Source organism: Bacteroides sp. 43_46, assembly GCF_001915455.1.
GTDB classification, from domain to species: Bacteria; Bacteroidota; Bacteroidia; order Bacteroidales; family Bacteroidaceae; genus Bacteroides; species Bacteroides caccae.
Genome location: NZ_MNQN01000111.1, coordinates 66432 through 87489 on the forward strand (window position 1 = coordinate 66432; position 21058 = coordinate 87489).

Consider the following 21058-nt stretch of genomic DNA (forward strand, 5'->3'; position numbering starts at 1 on the left):
AATAATTATGGTAGCAAAACAACTTTCTATCTTTTTGGAAAACAAGTCAGGTCGTTTGACGGAAGTGACTGAAGTGCTGGCAAAAGAAAATATCAACCTTTCTGCCTTGTGCATCGCCGAAAATGCTGATTTTGGCATTCTGCGTGGAATTGTATCCGATCCGGATAGAGCATACAAAGCCTTAAAAGACAATCATTTTGCAGTGAATGTGACTGATGTGGTCGGCATTAGCTGTCCGAACGTACCAGGAGCTTTGGCAAAGGTACTGGGATATTTGTCTGCTGAAGGAGTGTTTATTGAATATATGTACTCATTTGCTAACAACAATATTGCAAATGTGGTGATTCGCCCCAGCAATCTGGATAAATGCATCGAAGTGCTGAAAGAAAAGAAAGTCGACCTGTTGGCGGCAAGCGATTTGTATAAATTGTAGTATTATAGCTGAAATGTAGACAGTAGAAAATGAATTGTAAATAATATGCGGTGAATAGGTTGCGCTTTTAAGTGATGTGCAGTTTATTCACCGTATATTGTTTCCGGTTCGCCGTTATTTTCTCCCCTTTTGTCGATGTTTAACGCCTTTTATGTATTAAAAAACATAGATTAATTGCTAAATTCCCAGCGAATAAGTAACTTTGCGCATTATTTTTAAATAGGATGAAGAAAAATATCATTATAACTTTGCTTGCGGCAGCCACTCTGACATCATGTGGAGAGTATAATAAATTGCTGAAAAGCACCGATTACGAATACAAGTACGAAGCCGCCAAAAACTATTTTGCGAAAGGGCAGTATAACCGCTCAGCTACTTTGCTGAACGAGTTAATAACCATTCTTAAAGGAACCGATAAAGCGGAAGAATCCTTGTATATGTTGGGTATGAGCTATTATAATCAGAAAGATTATCAGACAGCAGCCCAGACATTTATCACCTATTTTAATACATATCCGCGTGGCACATTTACCGAATTGGCACGTTTCCATGCAGGTAAGGCTTTGTTCTTGGATACTCCGGAACCACGTCTGGACCAATCGAGTACTTATCAGGCTATCCAACAATTACAGATGTTCATGGAATACTTTCCGAATAGTGTCAAGAAGCAGGAAGCTCAGGATATGATTTTTGCTTTGCAGGATAAGCTGGTGTTGAAAGAACTTTATTCGGCAAAACTATATTATAATTTGGGTAATTATATGGGTAATAATTATGAGTCTTGTGTAATCACGGCTCAGAATGCACTGAAAGATTATCCTTATACCGATTATCGCGAAGAACTTTCTATATTAATTCTGCGTGCAAGATACGAAATGGCTATTTATAGCGTGGAAGATAAAAAGGCGGATCGTTATCGTGAAACTGTTGATGAGTATTATGCTTTTAAGAATGAGTTTCCGGAAAGCAAGTACTTGAAAGAGGCTGAGAAAATATTTAATGAATCACAAAAAGTAATTAAAGACTAAATTTAAATAGATTTATGGACTACAAAAAAACGAATGCTCCTGCTACAACGGTAACCCGTGACATGATGGAACTCTGTGCCGATACAGGAAATGTTTATGAAACTGTTGCTATTATTGGTAAGCGTGCTAACCAGATCAGCGTGGAAATCAAGAACGACCTTTCTAAGAAATTGGCAGAGTTTGCTTCTTACAATGATAACTTGGAAGAAGTATTTGAGAATAGAGAGCAAATCGAAATTTCTCGTTATTATGAGAAGTTGCCGAAACCGGACTTGATTGCTACGCAAGAATACATCGAAGGGAAAATATATTATAGAAATCCGGCAAAGGAAAAGGAAAAACTTCAGTAATTTATTTTCTGACGAAAGAATTGATAGTCAAGTAGTAAGCGGGAAAGTAATTCCTATTCCTTATTGCTTGGCTATTATTGTTTAACTTAACTACTATTAGAATACTTATGATTCAACGAATTCAAACAGTTTATTTACTGATTGTTACAGGGTTGCTTATTACGGCAATGTGTTTGCCAATGGGATATTTTACTGATACAATGGGCGAACATCCCTTCAAAGCTTTAGGAATGGATGTAAATGGTGCTTTTCAATCTACATGGGGATTGTTTGGCATATTGATGCTTAGCACTATAGTTGCTTTTGCTACTATCTTTTTATATAAGAATCGTATGTTGCAGATTCGTATGTCTATTTTCAATAGCTTGCTGCTGGTAGGATATTATATTGCTTTCTTTGCTTTTTATTTTGCATTGAAAAACGATGAGAATCTTTTCCGTATCGGTTGGGCGCTTTGTTTACCCCTTGTTTCTATCATTCTGAATATACTGGCTATCCGTTCTACAGGACGTGATGAAGTTATGGTTAAAGCTGCCGATAGATTGAGATAATCGTCAGAAATAAGAATATAATATAAAATGGCCACTGTTTCAGCAATGAACTAGTGGCCATTTTTATAATCTGATGAGAGATTATTTATTTCTTCAAATCAAAAAGATAGGTGAGTTTTACAGTGATTGTGCCATGCGCTGCGCGGGCGAAATAATCTTTTTTTGTTGTACAGTAGAAGTCTGATAAGGCAAAATAATAACGACCTTCTACCAAAAAACTGCCGGCTTTTTTCGTTCTTAGTTCTACGCCGCCACCGCCAGTGATACCATAATCGAATTTATTCTGGATCTTAACTCCATATATCGCTTTCTGGGTGTTCGACAACGTATTCATATCTATGCCCTCTATTGTTTCCGATTCGCCGATCAGAAAACCGATTTGAGGACCTGCATGAACAAAGAACTGCAAACCTCTTTCTCGTCCGAAAGCAAGATGCGCAAGAAAAGGGATATCGACATAGGTCATCTTGCGGGTATATGTCTTGCCGGGTACTTTAATCGTTTGCCCGTTTTCATCTTCCATTTCAAATAACTCATCCCAGCCTCGTTGTGAGATATTAAGTTCTACTTGTGCGCCACAGATCATGGCAAAATACTTTTCGGAAATATAACGTGCCGTCAATCCTCCGGTAATTCCCATAAGGCTGTTTTGCTTAATAGTAGGAGTGAAGGAAGCGCTGTTCAGGTTGACACCTCCATTGACACCAACAGAGAAGTTACTTCGTGGCTCTCCGATCTGTGCAGTAGCAGGAAAAACAAGTCCTGTAAGCAGGAGTGTTGCGAGCAAAAATGTCTTTATCTTTATCATTTTCGTATTATTCGAAATCAAGTTTTACTAATTCAAAGTTCTTAGTGAAACGTATGAAGAACACCTTTTTATTAATAAATCCTCCCCAGTTGTTTACACGCTCGAATTTGAAACCGGTCTGGATAGGAGTAAGGTTCATCTTGGACAGGTTATTTTCCAGTTCCGAGCCATAGCGTGACAATCCTTTCAGGAAGAAGAAACCTGTATCGAAACCAAGCATTGCATAGTTGGGATATTTGCTGGCTAAATCTTTGCTGTACCATTTGTGGTAGGCATTAGTAAATTGCACGGCAGCTGGGAACAAAGTATTTGTATAAAATGAGGAGTAGAAATATACATCTAGTTCAAAGAAACTTTCCAGGTGATCTTTTGTGTTAGTCTGCCATTCCGGATAACCGAATAAATGAATGTTGGGACCCGGATTATCTCTGACTAACAGGGTTAACTGTGGAAGTATCTTGATTAATAATACATTTTTACCGGATGTCGGAATAAAGATATTTTCTTTATCGTTGCGTAGTGCTGCTTTCAGCGTTTCTTTAGTTGCGCTTTCGTCTACAGTCCGCATGGAAATGCCTTTGCTTTTCAATTCCTGCTTCAACCCACTGATGAAGTCAGCTTTTTCTTTGTCCGGATTTGCCGATTCAATAAAAATAACATGAGAATTGGGGAATTGGCGAGTGAAATGCTCGTATACTTCAGAATATAAATATGATTGTGGAGTATTAATCTGATAAACGGCAGGATTGTTGAATACTTCTTCGCCTTTTTGTGAGAAAGGAATCACTAGACGAATACCATTCTTTTCCGCAAAATCAGATAACGGTTTAATTTGACTTTGATGCATCGGGCCGAAGATGACATTCATTTCTTTCATCTCTTTTTTAGCCAGAATTGTGTTCAACGTGGAAACTTCTTTACCGCAATCGTATACATACAAATCAAGAGAAGTACCCGTACGTTTCAAACTATCAACTGCCATTAAAAAACCTTCATAATATTCTACCATACGTTTGTCTTCCTGGAAAGGCAGTAACAGAGCGGCTTTAATAGTCGAGATATTCTTCGGAGTTTCTTTACTCTTACGGAAAAGTTCGCTGTTGCTGGGAGGAACCGCATATAGATCTTCCTTGGGTGTAGGTTGCACTGGTGTTGCAGAAGGATAAGGGATACAGAGTAGTTGTCCTTTTTTCATTCCCTTTTTCAGTTCGGGATTAGCGTTGATTAATTCTTGTTCGCTGATTCCATATTCGCGGCTCACGCTAAATATAGTCTCTTTGCGTTTAACCTTGTGCATCTCTTTACATCTGGCTACTACCGGACCTTGGATCGCAGGTTGTGTCACCGAAGTCTGCACCGTATTGGTTGGTTCTTTTTCCAACGGGATGAGAATTACCTGTCCGATGCGAAAATTCTCAGCGCTTAACCCGGGATTTGCTTCACAGATTGCCTTGGCGGATACGTTATACATTGTAGTCAGTTTATATAAAGTCTCTCCGGCTTGAATCGTATGGAATGTTTCCCCTTTCTGAGTATCCTTTCCTTTGGGAATTTTAATAGTCTGTCCGGCATAAATCTTCTCATCGCAACCGGGATTCAAGCGGATGATGTCAGATGTAGTGACATTGTACATCTTGGAGATAGAGTATAAACTTTGTCCTTTTTCGATAGTATGCAAGAAAAATGATTGATTTTCTTGGGCATAACTGATAGCGTATGAAGCGCTTATAAAAAGCAAAAATAAGAATAATCGGTTTATCGGTTTCATCAAATTATAACTATTAGTTCTTGAAATCAAGGAACAAAGGTACAAATAATGCCCTATATCTTCATAAGATTTGAGTTAAGAAAATAATATTGTGCTTTTTTAGGAGCATATTTCGGGCGGAAACATTAATTTTGCAACATTTATGGAAGGATATGAATATGCAGGAAACAGAATATATTAATGTGTATGGTGCGCGCGTACATAATTTGAAGGATATTGATGCCGAGATTCCCCGTAATAGCTTGACTGTGATTACCGGATTGAGTGGTAGTGGAAAATCTTCTTTGGCGTTTGATACGATATTTGCAGAAGGACAGCGTCGCTATATTGAAACCTTTTCAGCGTATGCCCGTAACTTTTTGGGTAATCTGGAGCGTCCGGATGTTGATAAAATAACCGGTTTGAGCCCGGTGATCTCTATTGAACAGAAAACGACGAATAAAAATCCGCGTTCTACGGTAGGAACTACTACTGAGATATACGATTATCTCCGTCTGCTTTATGCTCGTGCGGGAGTGGCTTATTCGTATCTGTCCGGTGAAGAAATGGTGAAATATACCGAGGAGCAGATTCTCGGTCTGATTCTGAAAGATTATAAAGGAAAGAAAATCTATTTGTTGGCTCCCTTGATTCGTACACGTAAAGGACATTATAGGGAGCTTTTTGAGCAAATACGTAAAAAAGGATATCTCTATGTTCGGGTAGACGGTGAAGTGCGTGAAATTACTCATGGTATGAAACTCGACCGTTACAAGAATCACGATATAGAGGTAGTAATAGATAAGTTGGTCGTTACCGAAAAAGATGATAGAAGACTGAAACAGAGTGTAGCGACGGCTATGCGTCAGGGAGACGGCTTGTTGATGATTCTGGATGCACAGACGGAAAGTATCCGTCATTATAGTAAGCGACTGATGTGTCCTGTCACCGGATTGTCTTATCGTGAACCGGCACCGCACAATTTTTCATTTAACTCTCCTCAGGGAGCGTGTCCAAAGTGTAAAGGGCTGGGAGTAGTCAATCAGATTGATGTGGATAAAGTGATTCCCGACTGTGAACAATCCATTTATGAAGGAGCCATAGCACCTTTGGGAAAATATAAAAATGCTATGATCTTCTGGCAAATCGGTGCTTTGTTGGAAAAATACGATGCAACACTGAAGACCCCAGTAAAGGAATTGCCGGATGATGCAATTGAAGAAGTGTTGTATGGTTCCGATGATCGTATAAAAATCAAGAGCTCGCTGATCGGTACTTCTTCTGATTATTTTGTCACTTACGAAGGGGTGGTGAAGTATATTCAGATGTTACAAGAGAAAGACGCTTCGGCTACGGCACAGAAATGGGCAGAACAATTTGCAAAAACAACTGTTTGTCCCGAATGTAAAGGTGCTCGCCTGAATAAAGAAGCCTTGCACTTCCGTATTCATGATAAAAATATCAACGAATTGGCGAATATGGACATCAGCGAATTATATGATTGGTTAATGAAAGTTGATGTATATCTTTCCGATAAACAGAAGAAGATTTCTGTAGAAATTTTGAAAGAAATTCGTACGCGTCTGAAATTCTTGTTAGATGTCGGATTGGATTATCTTGCTTTGAACCGTAGTTCGGTGAGTCTTTCCGGTGGTGAAAGTCAACGTATCCGTTTGGCTACACAGATTGGCTCGCAGTTGGTGAATGTACTATATATCTTGGATGAACCGAGTATTGGTTTGCATCAGCGTGATAACCTGCGTCTTATTAATTCGTTGAAAGAACTTCGTGACATGGGAAACTCCGTAATTGTAGTGGAACATGATAAAGATATGATGCTGGCTGCCGATTATGTGATTGACATGGGGCCAAAAGCCGGACGTCTCGGTGGAGAAGTCGTTTTTGCCGGAACTCCAACGGAAATGTTGAAGACGAATACAATGACTTCACAATATTTGAATGGAAAAATGAAGATAGAAATCCCTGCTAAACGTCGGAAAGGGAATGGAAAATCTATCTGGTTGAGAGGTGCGAAAGGTAATAATCTGAAAAATGTTGATGTTGAATTTCCATTAAGTAAACTGATTTGCGTCACAGGTGTATCAGGGAGTGGAAAATCAACCTTGATTAATGAAACATTACAACCTATTCTTTCACAAAAATTCTACCGTTCATTACAAGATCCTTTGGAATATGATTCTATTGAAGGATTGGAGAATATAGATAAAGTAGTCAATGTAGACCAATCCCCGTTGGGGCGTACCCCACGCTCCAACCCGGCCACCTATACGGGGGTATTTTCGGATATCCGTAACTTGTTTGTCGGTCTTCCGGAAGCTAAGATTCGCGGATACAAACCGGGACGTTTCTCCTTTAATGTTTCGGGCGGACGTTGTGAAGCATGTACAGGAAACGGCTATAAGACGATTGAAATGAACTTCCTGCCTGATGTATATGTACCTTGTGAAGTTTGTCATGGCAAGCGATATAACCGGGAAACATTGGAAGTCCGTTTCAAGGGAAAGTCCATAGCCGATGTGCTTGATATGACGATTAACCGTGCCGTTGAATTTTTTGAGAATGTTCCGCAAATTTTGAACAAGATTAAAGTATTGCAGGATGTCGGACTAGGCTACATTAAGCTGGGGCAATCATCTACCACTCTTTCCGGCGGAGAGAGCCAGCGTGTGAAACTGGCAACGGAACTTTCAAAACGTGATACGGGAAAAACTCTTTATATTCTTGATGAACCGACTACGGGACTTCATTTCGAAGATATCCGGGTGCTAATGGGTGTACTGAACAAACTTGTCGATAAAGGAAACACAGTTATTGTTATCGAACATAATCTGGATGTGATAAAAATGGCGGATTACCTTATTGATATGGGCCCTGAAGGTGGTAAGGGTGGGGGAGAACTCTTAAGTTACGGAACGCCGGAAGAGGTAGTGAAGAGTACTAAAGGATATACGCCAAAGTTTCTTCGCGAAGAACTGGGGCTTTAATCTATGCTAAAAACATACCGAAAATGAAAATCAATAAAACAAATGCAGCCCGACTATTGGATAAAGCCAAAATAACTTATGAGCTTATTCCTTATGAAGTAGATGAAAAGGATTTAAGTGCTGTACACGTAGCAGCTAGTTTGGGTGAGAATATAGAACAGGTATTTAAGACTCTCGTATTGCATGGTGATAAAAGCGGATATTTTGTCTGCGTTATTCCTGGAGAGCATGAAGTCGATTTAAAACTGGCAGCTAAAGCCTCCGGTAATAAGAAGTGTGATTTGATCCCTATGAAAGAGCTTTTGCCGTTAACCGGATATATTCGGGGAGGGTGTTCGCCTATTGGTATGAAAAAGCATTTCCCTACTTATATTCATGAAACATGCCGGCATTTTCCGTATATTTATATAAGTGCCGGTGTGCGTGGACTTCAGATAAAAATAGCTCCGGAAGATCTGATACATGAAGCGAAAGCGGAAATTTGTGTCCTGTTTGCAGAGTAATTTCAATTTATTCTGAAGTAAATATGGCTACATATTCTTTGAATAAATCAAAAAAAGTATATATTTGCAGGAAATATCAATTTTATTAATCTAATATTCTTTTTATATGTTTGAAGGACAACCGAAAGGGTTATACGCTTTAGCTTTGGCTAACACGGGCGAACGTTTTGGCTACTACACGATGCTTGCTATTTTTACACTTTTCTTACAAGCAAAATTTGGTTACACAGCAGCAGAAACATCTACTATTTTTGGCTCATTTTTAGCAGCAGTTTATTTTATGCCACTTGTAGGCGGTATTTTAGCTGATAAATGTGGTTATGGTAAAATGGTAACGACAGGTATTGTTGTTATGTTTGTCGGTTATCTCCTTTTGGCGATTCCTACTGCGGCAAATCTTACTGGTAAAATGATGATGTTTGGTTCATTGTTTTTGATTGCTTGCGGAACAGGATTGTTTAAAGGAAACTTGCAAGTAATGGTGGGTAACCTTTATGATTCACCAGAGTATAGTTCAAAGCGTGATACAGCTTTCAGCTTGTTTTATATGGCTATTAACGTGGGTGCTTTGTTTGCTCCGACTGCTGCTACCAAGGTGACTAACTACATATTAGGTGGCGCAGGGTTCACCTATAATGCTCAGATTCCTTCGTTGGCGCATCAATTCCTTAATGGTACTATTACTCCGGAAGGAAATGCTACTCTTAGTAGCTTGCAGGCTGCGCAAGGTTTTACCGGTGATATGTCCGCTTTCTGTTCCACTTATATAGAGAAATTGTCTGAAGCCTATAATTATGGTTTTGCTGTGGCTTGTATTTCTTTGATTCTTTCAATGGCAATTTATGTTTGTTGTCGTTCAATGTTCAAGCATGCAGACTATAATTCTAAGCAAGCTAAAGCAGTGAATAACTATAATGAACCGGAACTGACTCCGGCACAGACTAAAGAACGTATTGTAGCTTTGTTACTGGTATTTGCCGTAGTAATTTTCTTTTGGATGGCATTCCACCAGAATGGTTTGACAATGACATTCTTTGCGCGTGATTATACTACTCAATCTGTAACAGGGCTTGATCGTATCGGATTTGATGTATGGAATCTGGTTCTTCTGATTATTGTAGTTTATGGTGCGTTCTCTTTATTCCAGTCTAAAACAGGACGTGGTAAAGCGATTGCCGGTGTCGCTGTATTGGCTTCCCTTGGCATATTAATATGGAGTTATTCTTCCATGGATCCGACAGTGGAAATCCTTCCTCAAATCTTCCAGCAATTTAATCCGTTCTTCGTTGTGGCTTTGACTCCGGTATCTTTGGCTGTCTTTGGCTATTTGGCCAGAAGAAAAAAAGAGCCTTCCGCACCACGTAAAATCGGTATTGGTATGGTGATTGCAGCATGTGGTTTCTTGATTCTGGCCATTGGGTCTTTGGGACTTCCTACTCCGAAAGAAGTAGAAGCGGCAGGCATTAATCCGGATGTTTTGGTTTCTCCCAACTGGCTGATCTCCACTTATCTGGTCTTGACTTTTGCTGAATTGCTGCTTTCTCCAATGGGTATCTCTTTTGTTTCGAAAGTAGCTCCTCCCAAGTATAAAGGTATGATGATGGGCGGCTGGTTTGTGGCTACTGCTATTGGTAATTATCTGGTTGCTATTATTGGTTATCTGTGGGGTGGTATGCAGTTGTGGATGGTATGGAGTGTATTGATTGTTTGCTGTCTGTTATCTGCTCTGTTTATTTTCTCTATTATGAAGAAATTAGAAAAAGTAGCATAAGTATTATATGTAGATAACATAGTATACTTATAAAAAATCTGGAGGTGTGTCAAAATGCGCACCTTCTTTTTTTTAAGCACAAAGCCCCGACTTTCACAAGCTGGGGCTTTGTTATTACCTAAAGATTTTGTATCTTTAGGCCTTATTATTCCGATTCACATTTAGTTCCATAAGGCAAGGCTCCGGGTGGATTTCTTTAATATATTTAATGGCTTCTTTAAATAAAAAGCTGCCACAATGACTACCTTGAAAATGAGGGAGGACATAAATCTTTTGGAGGTGGAAAATATCTTTTTCCTGTTGCTGTACAGAAACGTAGCCACAGGGTTTTCCCTCTTTGTAGGCTATGAAATAGACATGACCTTCTTCTTCCATCTGTTTGCGTATATTCTCGGGAGCATACATCCAGTCCATCATATAATCCAATTGTTCGGGAGATAGGATTTCCTTGTAAGTTGCAGGGAATACTTCGCCTGCCATTTTATTAATAAGCTCACAATCGGCAACCGTTACTTTTTGAATTGTCAACATACCTGTTTTTTGTAGTTTAATGGGATACAAATATAGCTATTATTTCTTTTTGTAATAAGGTGAATTCTCTTTGATAGTTTAATTATTATTAATTTATAGTACTTTGCAATGCAAGGTACTAAAGTAATACATATATTTGTGCCATTCAAAAGAAAAGGAACAATGAAAGTAGACAATGTAAAATCCCAGATGAGAAAAGGCATGCTTGAATACTGCATCATGCTTTTGCTGCATAAGGAGCCTGCTTACGCTTCGGATATTATTCAGAAGTTAAAAGAAGCTCAACTGATTGTGGTGGAAGGTACCTTGTATCCATTGCTGACGCGTTTAAAAAATGATGACCTGTTAAGTTATGAGTGGGTGGAATCCACGCAAGGGCCACCTCGCAAGTACTACAAACTTACGGAGAAGGGAGAAACTTTTTTGGGAGAACTCGAACTTTCCTGGAAAGAGTTGACCGAAACAGTAAATCACATAGCCAATAGATAATTAGAATAAAGAAATAATAGAAATGAAAAAGACATTGACCGTAAATTTAGGTGGAACTGTCTATCATATAGATGATGATGCCTACCGTCTGTTAGACAATTATCTGTCTAATCTGAAGCATTACTTTCGTAAACAAGAGAGTGCGGAGGAGATTATAAATGATATTGAGATGCGTATTGCCGAATTATTTGCTGAAAAAGTAGCTGCGGGAAAACAAGTCATTACAGTTCAGGATGTGGAAGAAGTTATAGCCCGTGTAGGTAAACCGGAAGATTTTGGAATTACCGAAGATGATGCCGAGTCCAATAAACGAACAGAGCAATCATCTTCTGCCAGTCAGACATATACACGAACTGCCGGTCCACGCCGTTTGTTTCGTGACCCGGACAGTAAGTTGTTGGGGGGCGTAGCAGCAGGATTGGCCGCATATCTCGGTTGGGATATAACACTGGTGCGTATTCTGATGATTGTACTGGTGTTGGTTCCTTATTGCCCGATGATTATACTTTATATAGTCGGGTGGATTGTGATACCGGAAGCTCATACAGCAGCCGAGAAATTAAGTATGCGTGGCGAAGCGGTGACGATTGAGAATATTGGCAAGACGGTGACGGACGGTTTTGAACGGGTAGCGGACGGGGTAAATAATTATGTGAATTCCGGTAAACCACGTACCTTTTTGCAAAAGATAGGAGACGTGTTTGTGGCTATTGCTGCCGTTTTCTTCAAGATATTCTTGGTTGCTCTTGTCATAATCTGTTGTCCGGTGCTGTTTGTACTTGCTATAGTATTGGTTGCTTTGGTATTTGCAGCAATCGCCGTAGCGGTGAGTGGGGGAGCCTTGTTGTACGAATTACTCCCTGCTATTGACTGGACACCTATCGCTTCCGTCACTCCTATGATGACGTTACTTGGTACGATTGCCGGGGTTGCTTTGATTGGTATTCCTTTGGGAGCTTTTTTATATACGATTCTACGTCAGTTGTTCCATTGGGCACCAATGGGGACAGGACTGAAGTGGTCGTTACTGATTCTGTGGATATTGGGTGCGGTTATTATGATTATTAATCTTTCAGCACTAGGCTGGCAACTGCCTTTATATGGTTTGCACCACTTTTAACCAAGTTTATTCTATTAAAAAAGGATAATATTTATTCTTTTATAACTAAATGTACCCTGATAGTGTGTCCAGGGTACATTTTTTGTTTGTTCTTATCTATGGTAAATCGGGATTTTTTATTAAGTTTGTAAAGACGTATTCGATAAGTATAAAAATGGGTGAACATATATGTTTCAGGAGAAATGAACGTTTAGCTACTGTCAATCCTTATTGGCGAGGCAATCCGATGGTGCGCGGGCGCTTTTTTAACAGACAACACCGCTTCCGTCCGGGTATGGGCAGTGTATTGAAATGGCGTTTGTCGCCTAACCCTCAGCGTAAAGAAAAGAAGGCTGTGAAGTGGGATCCGAAGGTCTGCTATCTTCGTTCGCTGGATGCCGTAGTGGGAGATTCGTTGATATGGCTGGGGCATAACTCTTTCTTCCTCCAATTGGCAGGTAAAAGAGTCATGTTCGATCCCGTATTCGGAAATATTCCCTTTGTAAAACGGCAAAGTGAGTTTCCTGCGAATCCCGACATTTTTACAGAGATTGATTATCTCCTTGTCAGTCATGATCATTTCGATCATCTGGATAAACGAAGTATCGCCCATTTGCTGAAAAATAATCCGCAGATGAAACTGTTTTGCGGCTTGGGAACAGGTGAATTGATTCAAAGTTGGTTCTCGGAAATGAAAATTGTTGAAGCAGGTTGGTATCAACAGATAGAAGACGAAGGATTAAAGATAACCTTCCTTCCTGCACAGCATTGGAGCAAACGTTCTGTGCGTGACGGCGGTCGGTTATGGGGAGCCTTTATGTTGCAGGGTGACAATATCTCACTTTATTATAGTGGTGATACAGGGTATTCCAGCCATTTTCGTGAGATTCCCGATTTGTTCGGTGCTCCTGATTATGCTTTGCTAGGTATCGGTGCATACAAACCCCGTTGGTTTATGCGTCCCAACCATATTTCCCCTTACGAATCCCTGACTGCCTCAGAAGAAATGCATGCAGGACTTACTATCCCTATGCATTATGGAACTTTTGATCTGTCGGATGAGCCTCTGCACGATCCTCCTAAAGTGTTTGCGGCAGAAGCAAAGAAAAGAAAGATCCCGGTAGAAATACCTTATTTGGGAGAAATAGTAAAACTAAGCAAGAAGAAGTAATTATAAATGTATAAAGAGATGAAGAAATTAGAAGTAAAAGACTTAAAAGACAACTTTTTCGAAGCTATCGGAAAAGAATGGATGCTGATTACAGCCGGAACAAAGGAGAAGTTCAACACTATGACAGCAAGTTGGGGTGGCATTGGGTGGCTGTGGAATAAGCCTGTAGCCTTTGTCTTTGTCCGTCCCGAAAGATATACTTATGAGTTCATTGAAAAAAGTGATTACTTGACACTTTCTTTTTTAGGAGAAGAAAATAAGAAAATTCATGCAGTATGCGGTTCAAAGTCAGGTCGTAATACAGATAAAGTCAAAGAAACCGGCCTGAAGCCTGTTTTTACGGAAGGAGGTAATGTGGTGTTTGAACAAGCCCGTTTAAGTCTGGAATGTAAGAAACTTTATGCGGACGGTATCAAACCCGAATGCTTTTTGGACAAAGAATCATTGGAGAAATGGTATGGTGGTGCTCATGGAGGATTTCATAAAATGTATATCGTAGAGATTAAAAATATATATTCGGAGTAAATTTAGCGAATTTTGACGGATGTAATGTAGAAGGCTCTGAACTCAATGATTGAGAATAGAGCCTTCGTTGATTTTTCACCTTTCGGAGTTTATCTTATTTACTCGAGGTCTTACTCTGAAGGAGCCTTCTTTACCCATTTATCCAGCCACTCGAAGAAAGTACGTTGCCACAAAACGCCATTTTGCGGTTTCAGTACCCAGTGATTCTCATCCGGATAAATTAGCAGTTCTGCCGGAACGCCACGCATTATGGCAGCATCGAAAGCAGCCATTGCCTGATTGGCTAGGATACGATAATCTTTTTCTCCATGGATACAAAGGATTGGAGTATCCCATTTCTCTACAAAGAGGTGAGGGGAGTTGGCGAAGGTGCGTTGCGCCACCGGGTTTTGTCTCTCCCAGTATGCACCGCCCATATCCCAGTTAGCAAACCATTTTTCTTCTGTTTCCAGATATTGCATTTCCATGTTGAAGATACCGTCGTGAGCGATGAATGCCTTGAAGCGTTTGTCGTGATGTCCTGCTAACCAATAAACGGAGAATCCTCCGAAGCTGGCACCTACACATCCCAGGCGATCTTTGTCGACATACGATTCTTTCGCTATCTCATCAATAGCCGTGAAATAATCCTTCATACACTGACCACCGTAATCACCACTGATTTGTTCATTCCATTCCACACCGAATCCCGGCAATCCACGACGGTTGGGAGCAACAATGATATAATCATTAGCTGCCATAATCTGGAAATTCCAGCGATAAGACCAGAACTGGCTTACCGGACTCTGGGGACCTCCTTCGCAGAACAACAATGTCGGATACTTCTTGTTCGGGTCAAATTGCGGGGGATAGATTACCCATGTCAACATTTGCTTGCCGTCAGTAGTCTTCATCCAGCGACCTTCCACCTTACCCATTTCCAATTGGTCGTAGATCAACTTGTTCTCTTGTGTCAGTTGAGTTGCCAAACCGTCTAATGCTACTGCATAAATTTCATCACCCATGCTCATCGAATGACGTTTTGCAATCAGTTTATCCCCGAATAAAGCGACCCCTTCATAATCATACATTCCGGAAGTAATGGCTTTAACAGAATCATTCGCCAGATTAAGTGCATAAATCTGTGATTCTCCGTGCCATACTCCTGTGAAGTAAATAGTCTTGGCGTCAGCTCCCCATACAAATGCGTCTACATTCGATTCAAAAGCTTTGCTGATAAAACGCTTTTCACCCGTCTCCAGATTCATGATGAACAAGCGGTTTAAGTCAGCCTCGTAGCCGTCACGCTCCATGCTCTGCCAGGCAATATACTTGCCGTCCGGTGAATATTGCGGATTTGTATCATATCCTTTATTTTCTTCGGTGATATTTTTCGTCTCTTTGGTATTCAGGTTATACACATAAATATCCGAGTTGGTTGAAATGGCATACTCCAACCCTGTTTTTTTTCGGCAGGTATAAGCCACCTTATCCGAAGTTGTATTCCAAGCCAGTTGCTCTATGCCGCCCCAAGGCTTCATCGGGCTTTCGTAAGGTTCGCCTTCAAGAATATCTACAACATTTGAAATGCCGTTGCCGTCAAAATCTGCAATAAAAGGATGTGGAGCAGTCGTTACCCATTCATCCCAATGCTTGTACATCAGGTCAGTGACGATGATACCTGTGGCTTTCGGGAGGTCCGGATACTTGTCAGCCGTACTCTCTTTAGTTTTTACCTGTGAGATAAATAGCAGTTTCTTGCCGTCCGGTGAGATAGAATATCCTTCGATGTCACCGTCGTAGTTGGTCAGTTGCTTGCGTTCGCTGCCGTCCGGATTCATTTCGTAGAGCTGGCTGCTTCCATTGTCGTTACTCAGAAAGGCGAGCTTAGTACCTCCTTTTATCCATGTCACTTCATTTTCCTGATAAGGTGTGCGTGTGATCTGTTGGTTATCGCTACCGTCTGCGTTCATCACGAAAACTTCGCGGTTACTCTTGTTCTCCGGTACGCTGTAATAGGCCACCGTATACGCAATTTTCTTTCCGTCAGGCGATACTGCGAATCCGCCGATACGTCCCATAGCCCAGAGTGCCTCGGGAGTCATACGTTTCCCTTCAATCTTAATGTTCGATTTCTCGATAAGCACTTGGTCTGTTTTGCCTGCGTCTTTTGTGCCTCCGCAGGCAGCTAACAACATTGCTGCCGACATCATAAATAAATTAGCTTGTCTCATATATTTTATAAAATGTTTATTTTCTTGCGAAGATAATGAAAAAAGGATTCAAATCTTCTTTTTCTGCCAGTTTCCTTTCTTCATATACCTGTAACAGAATATTAGAATGAAAATGCCGTATACACTTTCCGTAGTCCAGGCAAATGCGATATCCATTCGCATATATAGTATAAAGTAGGTTGCATAAGTAACATAGATTGCCAGTACACACAGTTCCATAGCTAAAGCCGTGCGCGTGTTTCCCGTACCGGATACCGACTGAAAATAGACGTTGGCAGGTACTAGAACCAGATAGGCCGAGCATAACACCCAAAGAGAAGGAATAGACGCTTCCCGCAAATCAGGCATATCCGTGTAAATACTCAGAACCAGATCTGGGAATAGACAGAAAAAGATCAATATTGGAATTACAAATACATACCCGATGCGGATATGCTGCCTGATAGTTCCCCGTACACAATCCTGTTCGCCTGCACCGATAAGGTTGCTGACCAGCGAACCGCAGGTAGCGGCAAAAGCCATTGCAATCATAAACGGAATCCCCGATACATTGCGGATTATATTGGCGATAGCCAGCGACCGTTCTCCAAGATGTTCCACAAAAAGGAAGAACATAAACCAAGTAGACAGAGAGACGAAGTTCTGAATCATAGTCCAGACTGAAATATTCAGAATCCGTTTCAGCGTCTGACTCCGGAATTTAGGCAGGATATTCAAAGCATACTTCTTGCAGTCAATCCGTTTCCAAGTATAGATGATAAAGAAAATCACCGATACCAGTTCCGATAAAGACGAACCGATAGCAGCCCCTGCAATACCCAGTTGCGGGAACCCGAATTTACCGAAGATCAGGATATAATTGAATACCACATTCGATAACACCATTACGATCGAGTTTAGTGTCAACGTCTTGGTCTGTGTCGTTCCTACAAAGAATGCGCGGAACATCACACCGACAAACGAGAAAAAGAAGCCATAAACCCTCCAATGGATGTAACTTTCGGCTGCATTATAGATATGTGGGGATGAAATGATATTCTTCAGGATATGTGGTGAAAATACAACAGACAGTGTAAATAGTATAGCTGCCACTACCAATAAGAAATAGACACCTTGATAGAAGATCGGACCGATTTCTTTGTAATTACCTTCACCGTTACGGCGTGCAATCAAAATCTGTGCTCCGATACTGAAACCGAATGCCATCATAAAGATAGCGAGGTAGTATACACCGGCAATGGCAGATGCCCCCAGTTCAATCTCGCCGACACGTCCCAGAAAAGCAGTATCCGTCATGCCGATGAGCTGCTCCATAATCAGGCTAATCAGAATAGGGTAGGCGATAGTCCAGATTTGTTTATAAGTATATTTAGTTTTCATACGATTAATTATTAGAGAAAGAAAGCCGGGCAACCAAAAATAGGTGTCCGGCTTTCTCAGAATATATTCAGGAAATTCTCCTTATTTCTTATTCTGTCTTTGCTGCTGCAACTGTTCCTGTTGCTTTTGCATCGCCTCCAAGCGGGCAGCAAATCCGGTCTTTTTCATTTGTTTCGGATCCTTCTTATTCGCTTCCAGAATAGCCAACAATTTCGTTTCATTGGTCGTTTTACGAAGAAGAATCATAGTTCCCACACTAATCAATGTCGATACGAAGTAGTAATAGTTCAAGCCTGACGGATAATCGTTCAAGACAAACAAGAACATAATCGGCATCAGATACATCATCCACTTCATCGCCGCCATTTGTGGTTGTGCTCCTGTGTCCTGCATCGACATTGTATACTTCGTATTCAAGATGTTTGTTACTGTCATCAGCAAGCAGAACAAGCTGAGGTGGTTACCTAGGAACGGAATATGGAATGGGAACGTGATGAATGCATCATAAGTAGAAAGGTCATCCGCCCACAAGAAACTTTGTTGACGCAATTCAATAGCGCTTGGTACAAACATAAACAAGGCCATTAAAATCGGGAACTGTAATAACATCGGCAGACAGCCGCCCATTGGACTCACACCATACTGACTGTAAAGTCCCATGACTTCCTGTTGCTTCTTCATTGCATCTTCCTGCTTCGGATACTTCTTGTTGATTTCGTCGATTTTCGGTTTCAGTACACGCATCTTCGCAGATGACATATACGTTTTCCAGGTAGCGGGGTAAACCACGACTTTTACCATGATAGTCAGAATCAACAGTACGATACCCATGCTCAAGCCCCAACCGGATAACCAGTCGAATACGTTGATTGTGATAAACTGATTAATCCAGCGAATCAATGGCCAGCCCAGATATACCAGTCTGTGAAGCTCCCATTTCTCAGTACGGCCTTTATCCAACGCTTTCAGGGTCTTAAAGTGGTTTGGACCGAAATAGAAGTGCATCTCTGTCGGTTCTTTTCCGCTAGGATCAAAGAAGGTATTCATTTCAGCGGAATAATCTTTGATATATCCGCTGCCTTGCTGTTCCATTCTTGATTTTACGGAAACCTTATCGAAGTCCTGTTCGGCGATGAATACAGAAGAGAAGAACTGATTCTTAAAAGCTACCCAGTCGATGTGTCCTTGCAGCTCCTGACTATCATCTTTGGCAGCCGACAAGTTATCTACATCATCTCCCGTTACTTTATAAGTCAACTCAGACAGACGGTTCTCATAAGTGAAACCTTTTTCCAGTTGGCGGGCACGTTGGGACCAGTCAATATCTACATAGTTAGTGCTGGCCAATTTGTCTGCCATACCTGTCGCTTTGATTTCAAAGTTCATCAGGTAGCTGTCCGGTTTCAGTGTATAGATGAAATCGATGTAGCTTGCGCTATCCGCAGCCAGACGCATAGTCACGCTGCTGTCCGTCTTGTTCACTGCTTCAAAGAAGTAATCCTTTGTCTGGATCGCCCCTTCCTTGTTATAGAAGTTGAAGTTCATCGAAGCATCATCACCGTCGAACAGTACAATCGGTGTCTTTTTATCCTGTGCCATGTACTCTTTCAGTGTAGCTGAATATACACGTCCGCCTTTTGTTGCAAAAGTGATTTCCGCTACATTGTTCTGGATGCTGATTTTAGAATCAGTTCCGTGCATGGCGTTGAAGAACAAGGCGGAAGAATCGGCTGTTGTTGCAGCTTCTTTCTTGTTGTTGGCCAATGCGGCTTCCGTTTTCGCTTTCAGCGCTTCCTCTTGCTGTTGTACCAAGGCAATGGAATCGTAGTATTTCTTCTGTGCAGCAATCTGCTCCTCGCTCGGACGGCTCAGAAAACTGAATCCTACCAATAATATACCTATTAAAACGAGACCTGTAATGGTATTTTTATCCATTCTTATTTTAATTACAAATTATAAATTACTTTTCGTTTTCGATAGCAGCTTTCACAAACGCCACGAACAACGGATGAGGGTTCAATACCGTACTGCTGTATTCCGGATGAAACTGAGTACCGACATACCACTTCAAAGCCGGAATCTCTACGATTTCCACTAGATCCGATTCCGGATTGATACCAGTGCATTTCATGCCGGCGGCTTCGTATTGTGCTTTGTAGTCGTTGTTGAACTCGTAACGGTGACGGTGGCGCTCCTGAATATGTTCTTGTCCATAAGCTTCAAAAACTTTCGAACCTTTCTGCAATACACATTCGTAAGCACCCAGACGCATCGTACCGCCCATGTTGGTAATTGCCTTCTGTTCTTCCATGATGTCAATCACGTTATGCGGAGTCTTTTCATCCATTTCACGTGAGTTGGCATCAGCAAATCCCAGTACGTTACGGGCAAACTCGATAGCGATACATTGCATGCCCAGACAAATACCGAAAGTCGGAATATCATGTGTACGCGTATATTTGATAGCAACAAACTTGCCGTCGATACCACGTTGACCGAATCCCGGACCGATCATCACCCCCGCCATACCTTTCAGTGCTTCGCCTACATTTTCGTCAGTCAGTTTTTCACTGTTAACGAAATGTACTTCTACTTTACGGTCGTTGTAAGTACCAGCCTGTGACAAAGCCTCACGGATTGACTTGTAAGCATCCTGCAAGTCGTATTTTCCAACCAAAGCGATATTGATCGGTTCTTTTGTTTCTGCAGCATGCCGGCGTTCAAGGAATTTACGCCATGGACCGAGTCCCGGAGTTTCACCTACCGGCAATCCCATTTTTTCAAGAATGGTGCTGTCCAGTCCCTGTGCCTGCATCAGGATAGGAACTTCATAGATAGTTTCCGCGTCAATAGACTGCACTACGGCTTTGTCGTCTACATTACAGAATTGTGCTACTTTCTTACGCAGTCCGTCACTCAATGGATGTTCGGCACGCAATACCAGTATATCCGGTTGGATACCTACGCTCTGAAGTTCTTTAACCGAGTGTTGTGTCGGTTTAGTTTTCAGTTCTCCGGCAGCGGCAAGATAAGGAACATAAGTCAGGTGTACGCAAAGAGCGTTCTTGCCTAGTTCCCATTTCAACTGACGGATGCTTTCGAGGTAGGGGAGTGACTCGATGTCGCCTACCGTACCGCCGATTTCAGTAATTACAAAATCGAACTTGTATTTGTTGCCGAGCAACTTTACGTTCCGTTTGATCTCATCTGTGATATGAGGAATCACCTGAATGGTTTTACCCAAATAATCACCACGACGTTCTTTATCAATGACGCTCTTGTAGATGCGTCCCGTAGTAATGTTGTTCGCCTTTGTCGTTTGTATGCCTAGGAATCTTTCGTAGTGTCCCAGGTCGAGGTCGGCTTCGTGTCCGTCTACGGTTACATAGCACTCTCCGTGCTCATAAGGATTCAATGTTCCCGGGTCGATGTTGATATACGGGTCAAACTTCTG

Annotated in this window: 17 protein-coding genes and 1 pseudogene; 11 read left to right on the top strand and 7 right to left on the bottom strand. The window is 41.2% G+C overall.

What is annotated here, in order from left to right:
* The first annotated feature begins 7 nt into the window (after positions 1-7).
* From BHV72_RS10850 to BHV72_RS10865, 4 genes are all read left to right on the top strand, one after another.
* On the top strand, positions 8-433 hold the full coding sequence (locus BHV72_RS10850) for an ACT domain-containing protein (protein ID WP_005676279.1): 426 nt from the start codon (positions 8-10) through the stop codon (positions 431-433).
* 224 nt (positions 434-657) lie between these two features.
* Positions 658-1461 (top strand): outer membrane protein assembly factor BamD, encoded by an 804-nt coding sequence (locus tag BHV72_RS10855; protein WP_005676278.1) that lies wholly within the window; start codon positions 658-660, stop codon positions 1459-1461.
* A 14-nt stretch (positions 1462-1475) separates the two neighbouring features.
* Entirely contained in the window at positions 1476-1811 is a 336-nt protein-coding gene (locus BHV72_RS10860; RefSeq protein WP_004299989.1) for a DNA-directed RNA polymerase subunit omega, read from the top strand.
* Positions 1812-1918: 107 nt separating this feature from the next.
* Entirely contained in the window at positions 1919-2362 is a 444-nt protein-coding gene (locus BHV72_RS10865) for a DUF4293 domain-containing protein (RefSeq protein WP_286855916.1), read from the top strand.
* Between the two features lie 85 nt (positions 2363-2447).
* Here BHV72_RS10865 and BHV72_RS10870 read toward each other — a convergent pair whose 3' ends face one another.
* A complete protein-coding gene (locus BHV72_RS10870; RefSeq protein WP_122295541.1) occupies positions 2448-3170 on the bottom strand; it encodes a porin family protein in 723 nt (240 codons plus the stop codon).
* Between the two features lie 7 nt (positions 3171-3177).
* Positions 3178-4938, bottom strand: a complete 1761-nt coding sequence (locus BHV72_RS10875; protein WP_005676273.1) for a LysM peptidoglycan-binding domain-containing protein — start codon at positions 4936-4938, stop codon at positions 3178-3180.
* A 158-nt stretch (positions 4939-5096) separates the two neighbouring features.
* Here BHV72_RS10875 and uvrA point away from each other — a divergent pair, with 158 nt between their 5' ends.
* The 3 genes from uvrA to BHV72_RS10890 all read left to right on the top strand — a co-directional run bounded on the left by uvrA (position 5097) and on the right by BHV72_RS10890 (position 10196).
* On the top strand, positions 5097-7922 hold the full coding sequence (uvrA, locus tag BHV72_RS10880) for an excinuclease ABC subunit UvrA (protein ID WP_286855918.1): 2826 nt from the start codon (positions 5097-5099) through the stop codon (positions 7920-7922).
* Positions 7923-7945: 23 nt separating this feature from the next.
* Positions 7946-8425, top strand: a complete 480-nt coding sequence (ybaK, locus tag BHV72_RS10885; protein ID WP_005676269.1) for a Cys-tRNA(Pro) deacylase — start codon at positions 7946-7948, stop codon at positions 8423-8425.
* Between the two features lie 106 nt (positions 8426-8531).
* A complete protein-coding gene (locus tag BHV72_RS10890) occupies positions 8532-10196 on the top strand; it encodes a peptide MFS transporter (RefSeq protein ID WP_005676268.1) in 1665 nt (554 codons plus the stop codon).
* Between the two features lie 138 nt (positions 10197-10334).
* Here the strand turns inward: BHV72_RS10890 and BHV72_RS10895 are convergent.
* A pseudogene (locus BHV72_RS10895) lies at positions 10335-10727 on the bottom strand (GNAT family N-acetyltransferase); the annotation flags it as partial.
* Between the two features lie 162 nt (positions 10728-10889).
* Here BHV72_RS10895 and BHV72_RS10900 point away from each other — a divergent pair.
* The 4 genes from BHV72_RS10900 (at position 10890) to BHV72_RS10915 (ending at position 14011) form a co-directional block, all read left to right on the top strand.
* Positions 10890-11216, top strand: coding sequence for a PadR family transcriptional regulator (locus tag BHV72_RS10900; RefSeq protein WP_005680758.1), 327 nt, complete (start codon positions 10890-10892; stop codon positions 11214-11216).
* A gap of 22 nt (positions 11217-11238) precedes the next feature.
* Positions 11239-12336 (top strand): PspC domain-containing protein, encoded by a 1098-nt coding sequence (locus BHV72_RS10905; protein ID WP_286855922.1) that lies wholly within the window; start codon positions 11239-11241, stop codon positions 12334-12336.
* A 154-nt stretch (positions 12337-12490) separates the two neighbouring features.
* Positions 12491-13486, top strand: coding sequence for an MBL fold metallo-hydrolase (locus BHV72_RS10910; RefSeq protein WP_286855924.1), 996 nt, complete (start codon positions 12491-12493; stop codon positions 13484-13486).
* An 18-nt stretch (positions 13487-13504) separates the two neighbouring features.
* Complete coding sequence (locus BHV72_RS10915; protein ID WP_005680760.1) at positions 13505-14011, top strand: flavin reductase family protein; 507 nt, start codon at positions 13505-13507, stop codon at positions 14009-14011.
* Positions 14012-14121: 110 nt separating this feature from the next.
* Here the strand turns inward: BHV72_RS10915 and dpp5 are convergent, their stop codons facing one another.
* From dpp5 to pyrG, 4 genes are all read right to left on the bottom strand, one after another.
* Complete coding sequence (gene dpp5 / locus BHV72_RS10920; RefSeq protein ID WP_005680762.1) at positions 14122-16224, bottom strand: dipeptidyl-peptidase Dpp5; 2103 nt, start codon at positions 16222-16224, stop codon at positions 14122-14124.
* A gap of 48 nt (positions 16225-16272) precedes the next feature.
* A complete protein-coding gene (gene bexA / locus BHV72_RS10925) occupies positions 16273-17604 on the bottom strand; it encodes a multidrug efflux MATE transporter BexA (protein ID WP_055173503.1) in 1332 nt (443 codons plus the stop codon).
* Positions 17605-17685: 81 nt separating this feature from the next.
* Positions 17686-19539, bottom strand: a complete 1854-nt coding sequence (yidC, locus tag BHV72_RS10930; protein WP_005676259.1) for a membrane protein insertase YidC — start codon at positions 19537-19539, stop codon at positions 17686-17688.
* 25 nt (positions 19540-19564) lie between these two features.
* A partial coding sequence (gene pyrG / locus BHV72_RS10935; RefSeq protein ID WP_286855928.1) for a CTP synthase occupies positions 19565-21058 on the bottom strand: 1494 nt, incomplete at its 5' end.

What these genes read in the sequence shown, in the direction of transcription:
- BHV72_RS10875 (WP_005676273.1), bottom strand. Translation starts at nt 4,938, where the DNA reads ATGAAACCGATAAACCGATTATTCTTATTTTTGCTTTTTATAAGCGCT.
- ybaK (WP_005676269.1), top strand. Translation starts at nt 7,946, where the DNA reads ATGAAAATCAATAAAACAAATGCAGCCCGACTATTGGATAAAGCCAAA.
- BHV72_RS10855 (WP_005676278.1), top strand. Translation starts at nt 658, where the DNA reads ATGAAGAAAAATATCATTATAACTTTGCTTGCGGCAGCCACTCTGACA.
- BHV72_RS10905 (WP_286855922.1), top strand. Translation starts at nt 11,239, where the DNA reads ATGAAAAAGACATTGACCGTAAATTTAGGTGGAACTGTCTATCATATA.
- yidC (WP_005676259.1), bottom strand. Translation starts at nt 19,539, where the DNA reads ATGGATAAAAATACCATTACAGGTCTCGTTTTAATAGGTATATTATTG.
- uvrA (WP_286855918.1), top strand. Translation starts at nt 5,097, where the DNA reads ATGCAGGAAACAGAATATATTAATGTGTATGGTGCGCGCGTACATAAT.
- dpp5 (WP_005680762.1), bottom strand. Translation starts at nt 16,224, where the DNA reads ATGAGACAAGCTAATTTATTTATGATGTCGGCAGCAATGTTGTTAGCT.
- BHV72_RS10910 (WP_286855924.1), top strand. Translation starts at nt 12,491, where the DNA reads ATGGGTGAACATATATGTTTCAGGAGAAATGAACGTTTAGCTACTGTC.
- BHV72_RS10890 (WP_005676268.1), top strand. Translation starts at nt 8,532, where the DNA reads ATGTTTGAAGGACAACCGAAAGGGTTATACGCTTTAGCTTTGGCTAAC.
- bexA (WP_055173503.1), bottom strand. Translation starts at nt 17,604, where the DNA reads ATGAAAACTAAATATACTTATAAACAAATCTGGACTATCGCCTACCCT.
- BHV72_RS10865 (WP_286855916.1), top strand. Translation starts at nt 1,919, where the DNA reads ATGATTCAACGAATTCAAACAGTTTATTTACTGATTGTTACAGGGTTG.
- BHV72_RS10915 (WP_005680760.1), top strand. Translation starts at nt 13,505, where the DNA reads ATGAAGAAATTAGAAGTAAAAGACTTAAAAGACAACTTTTTCGAAGCT.
- BHV72_RS10860 (WP_004299989.1), top strand. Translation starts at nt 1,476, where the DNA reads ATGGACTACAAAAAAACGAATGCTCCTGCTACAACGGTAACCCGTGAC.
- BHV72_RS10900 (WP_005680758.1), top strand. Translation starts at nt 10,890, where the DNA reads ATGAAAGTAGACAATGTAAAATCCCAGATGAGAAAAGGCATGCTTGAA.
- BHV72_RS10850 (WP_005676279.1), top strand. Translation starts at nt 8, where the DNA reads ATGGTAGCAAAACAACTTTCTATCTTTTTGGAAAACAAGTCAGGTCGT.
- BHV72_RS10870 (WP_122295541.1), bottom strand. Translation starts at nt 3,170, where the DNA reads ATGATAAAGATAAAGACATTTTTGCTCGCAACACTCCTGCTTACAGGA.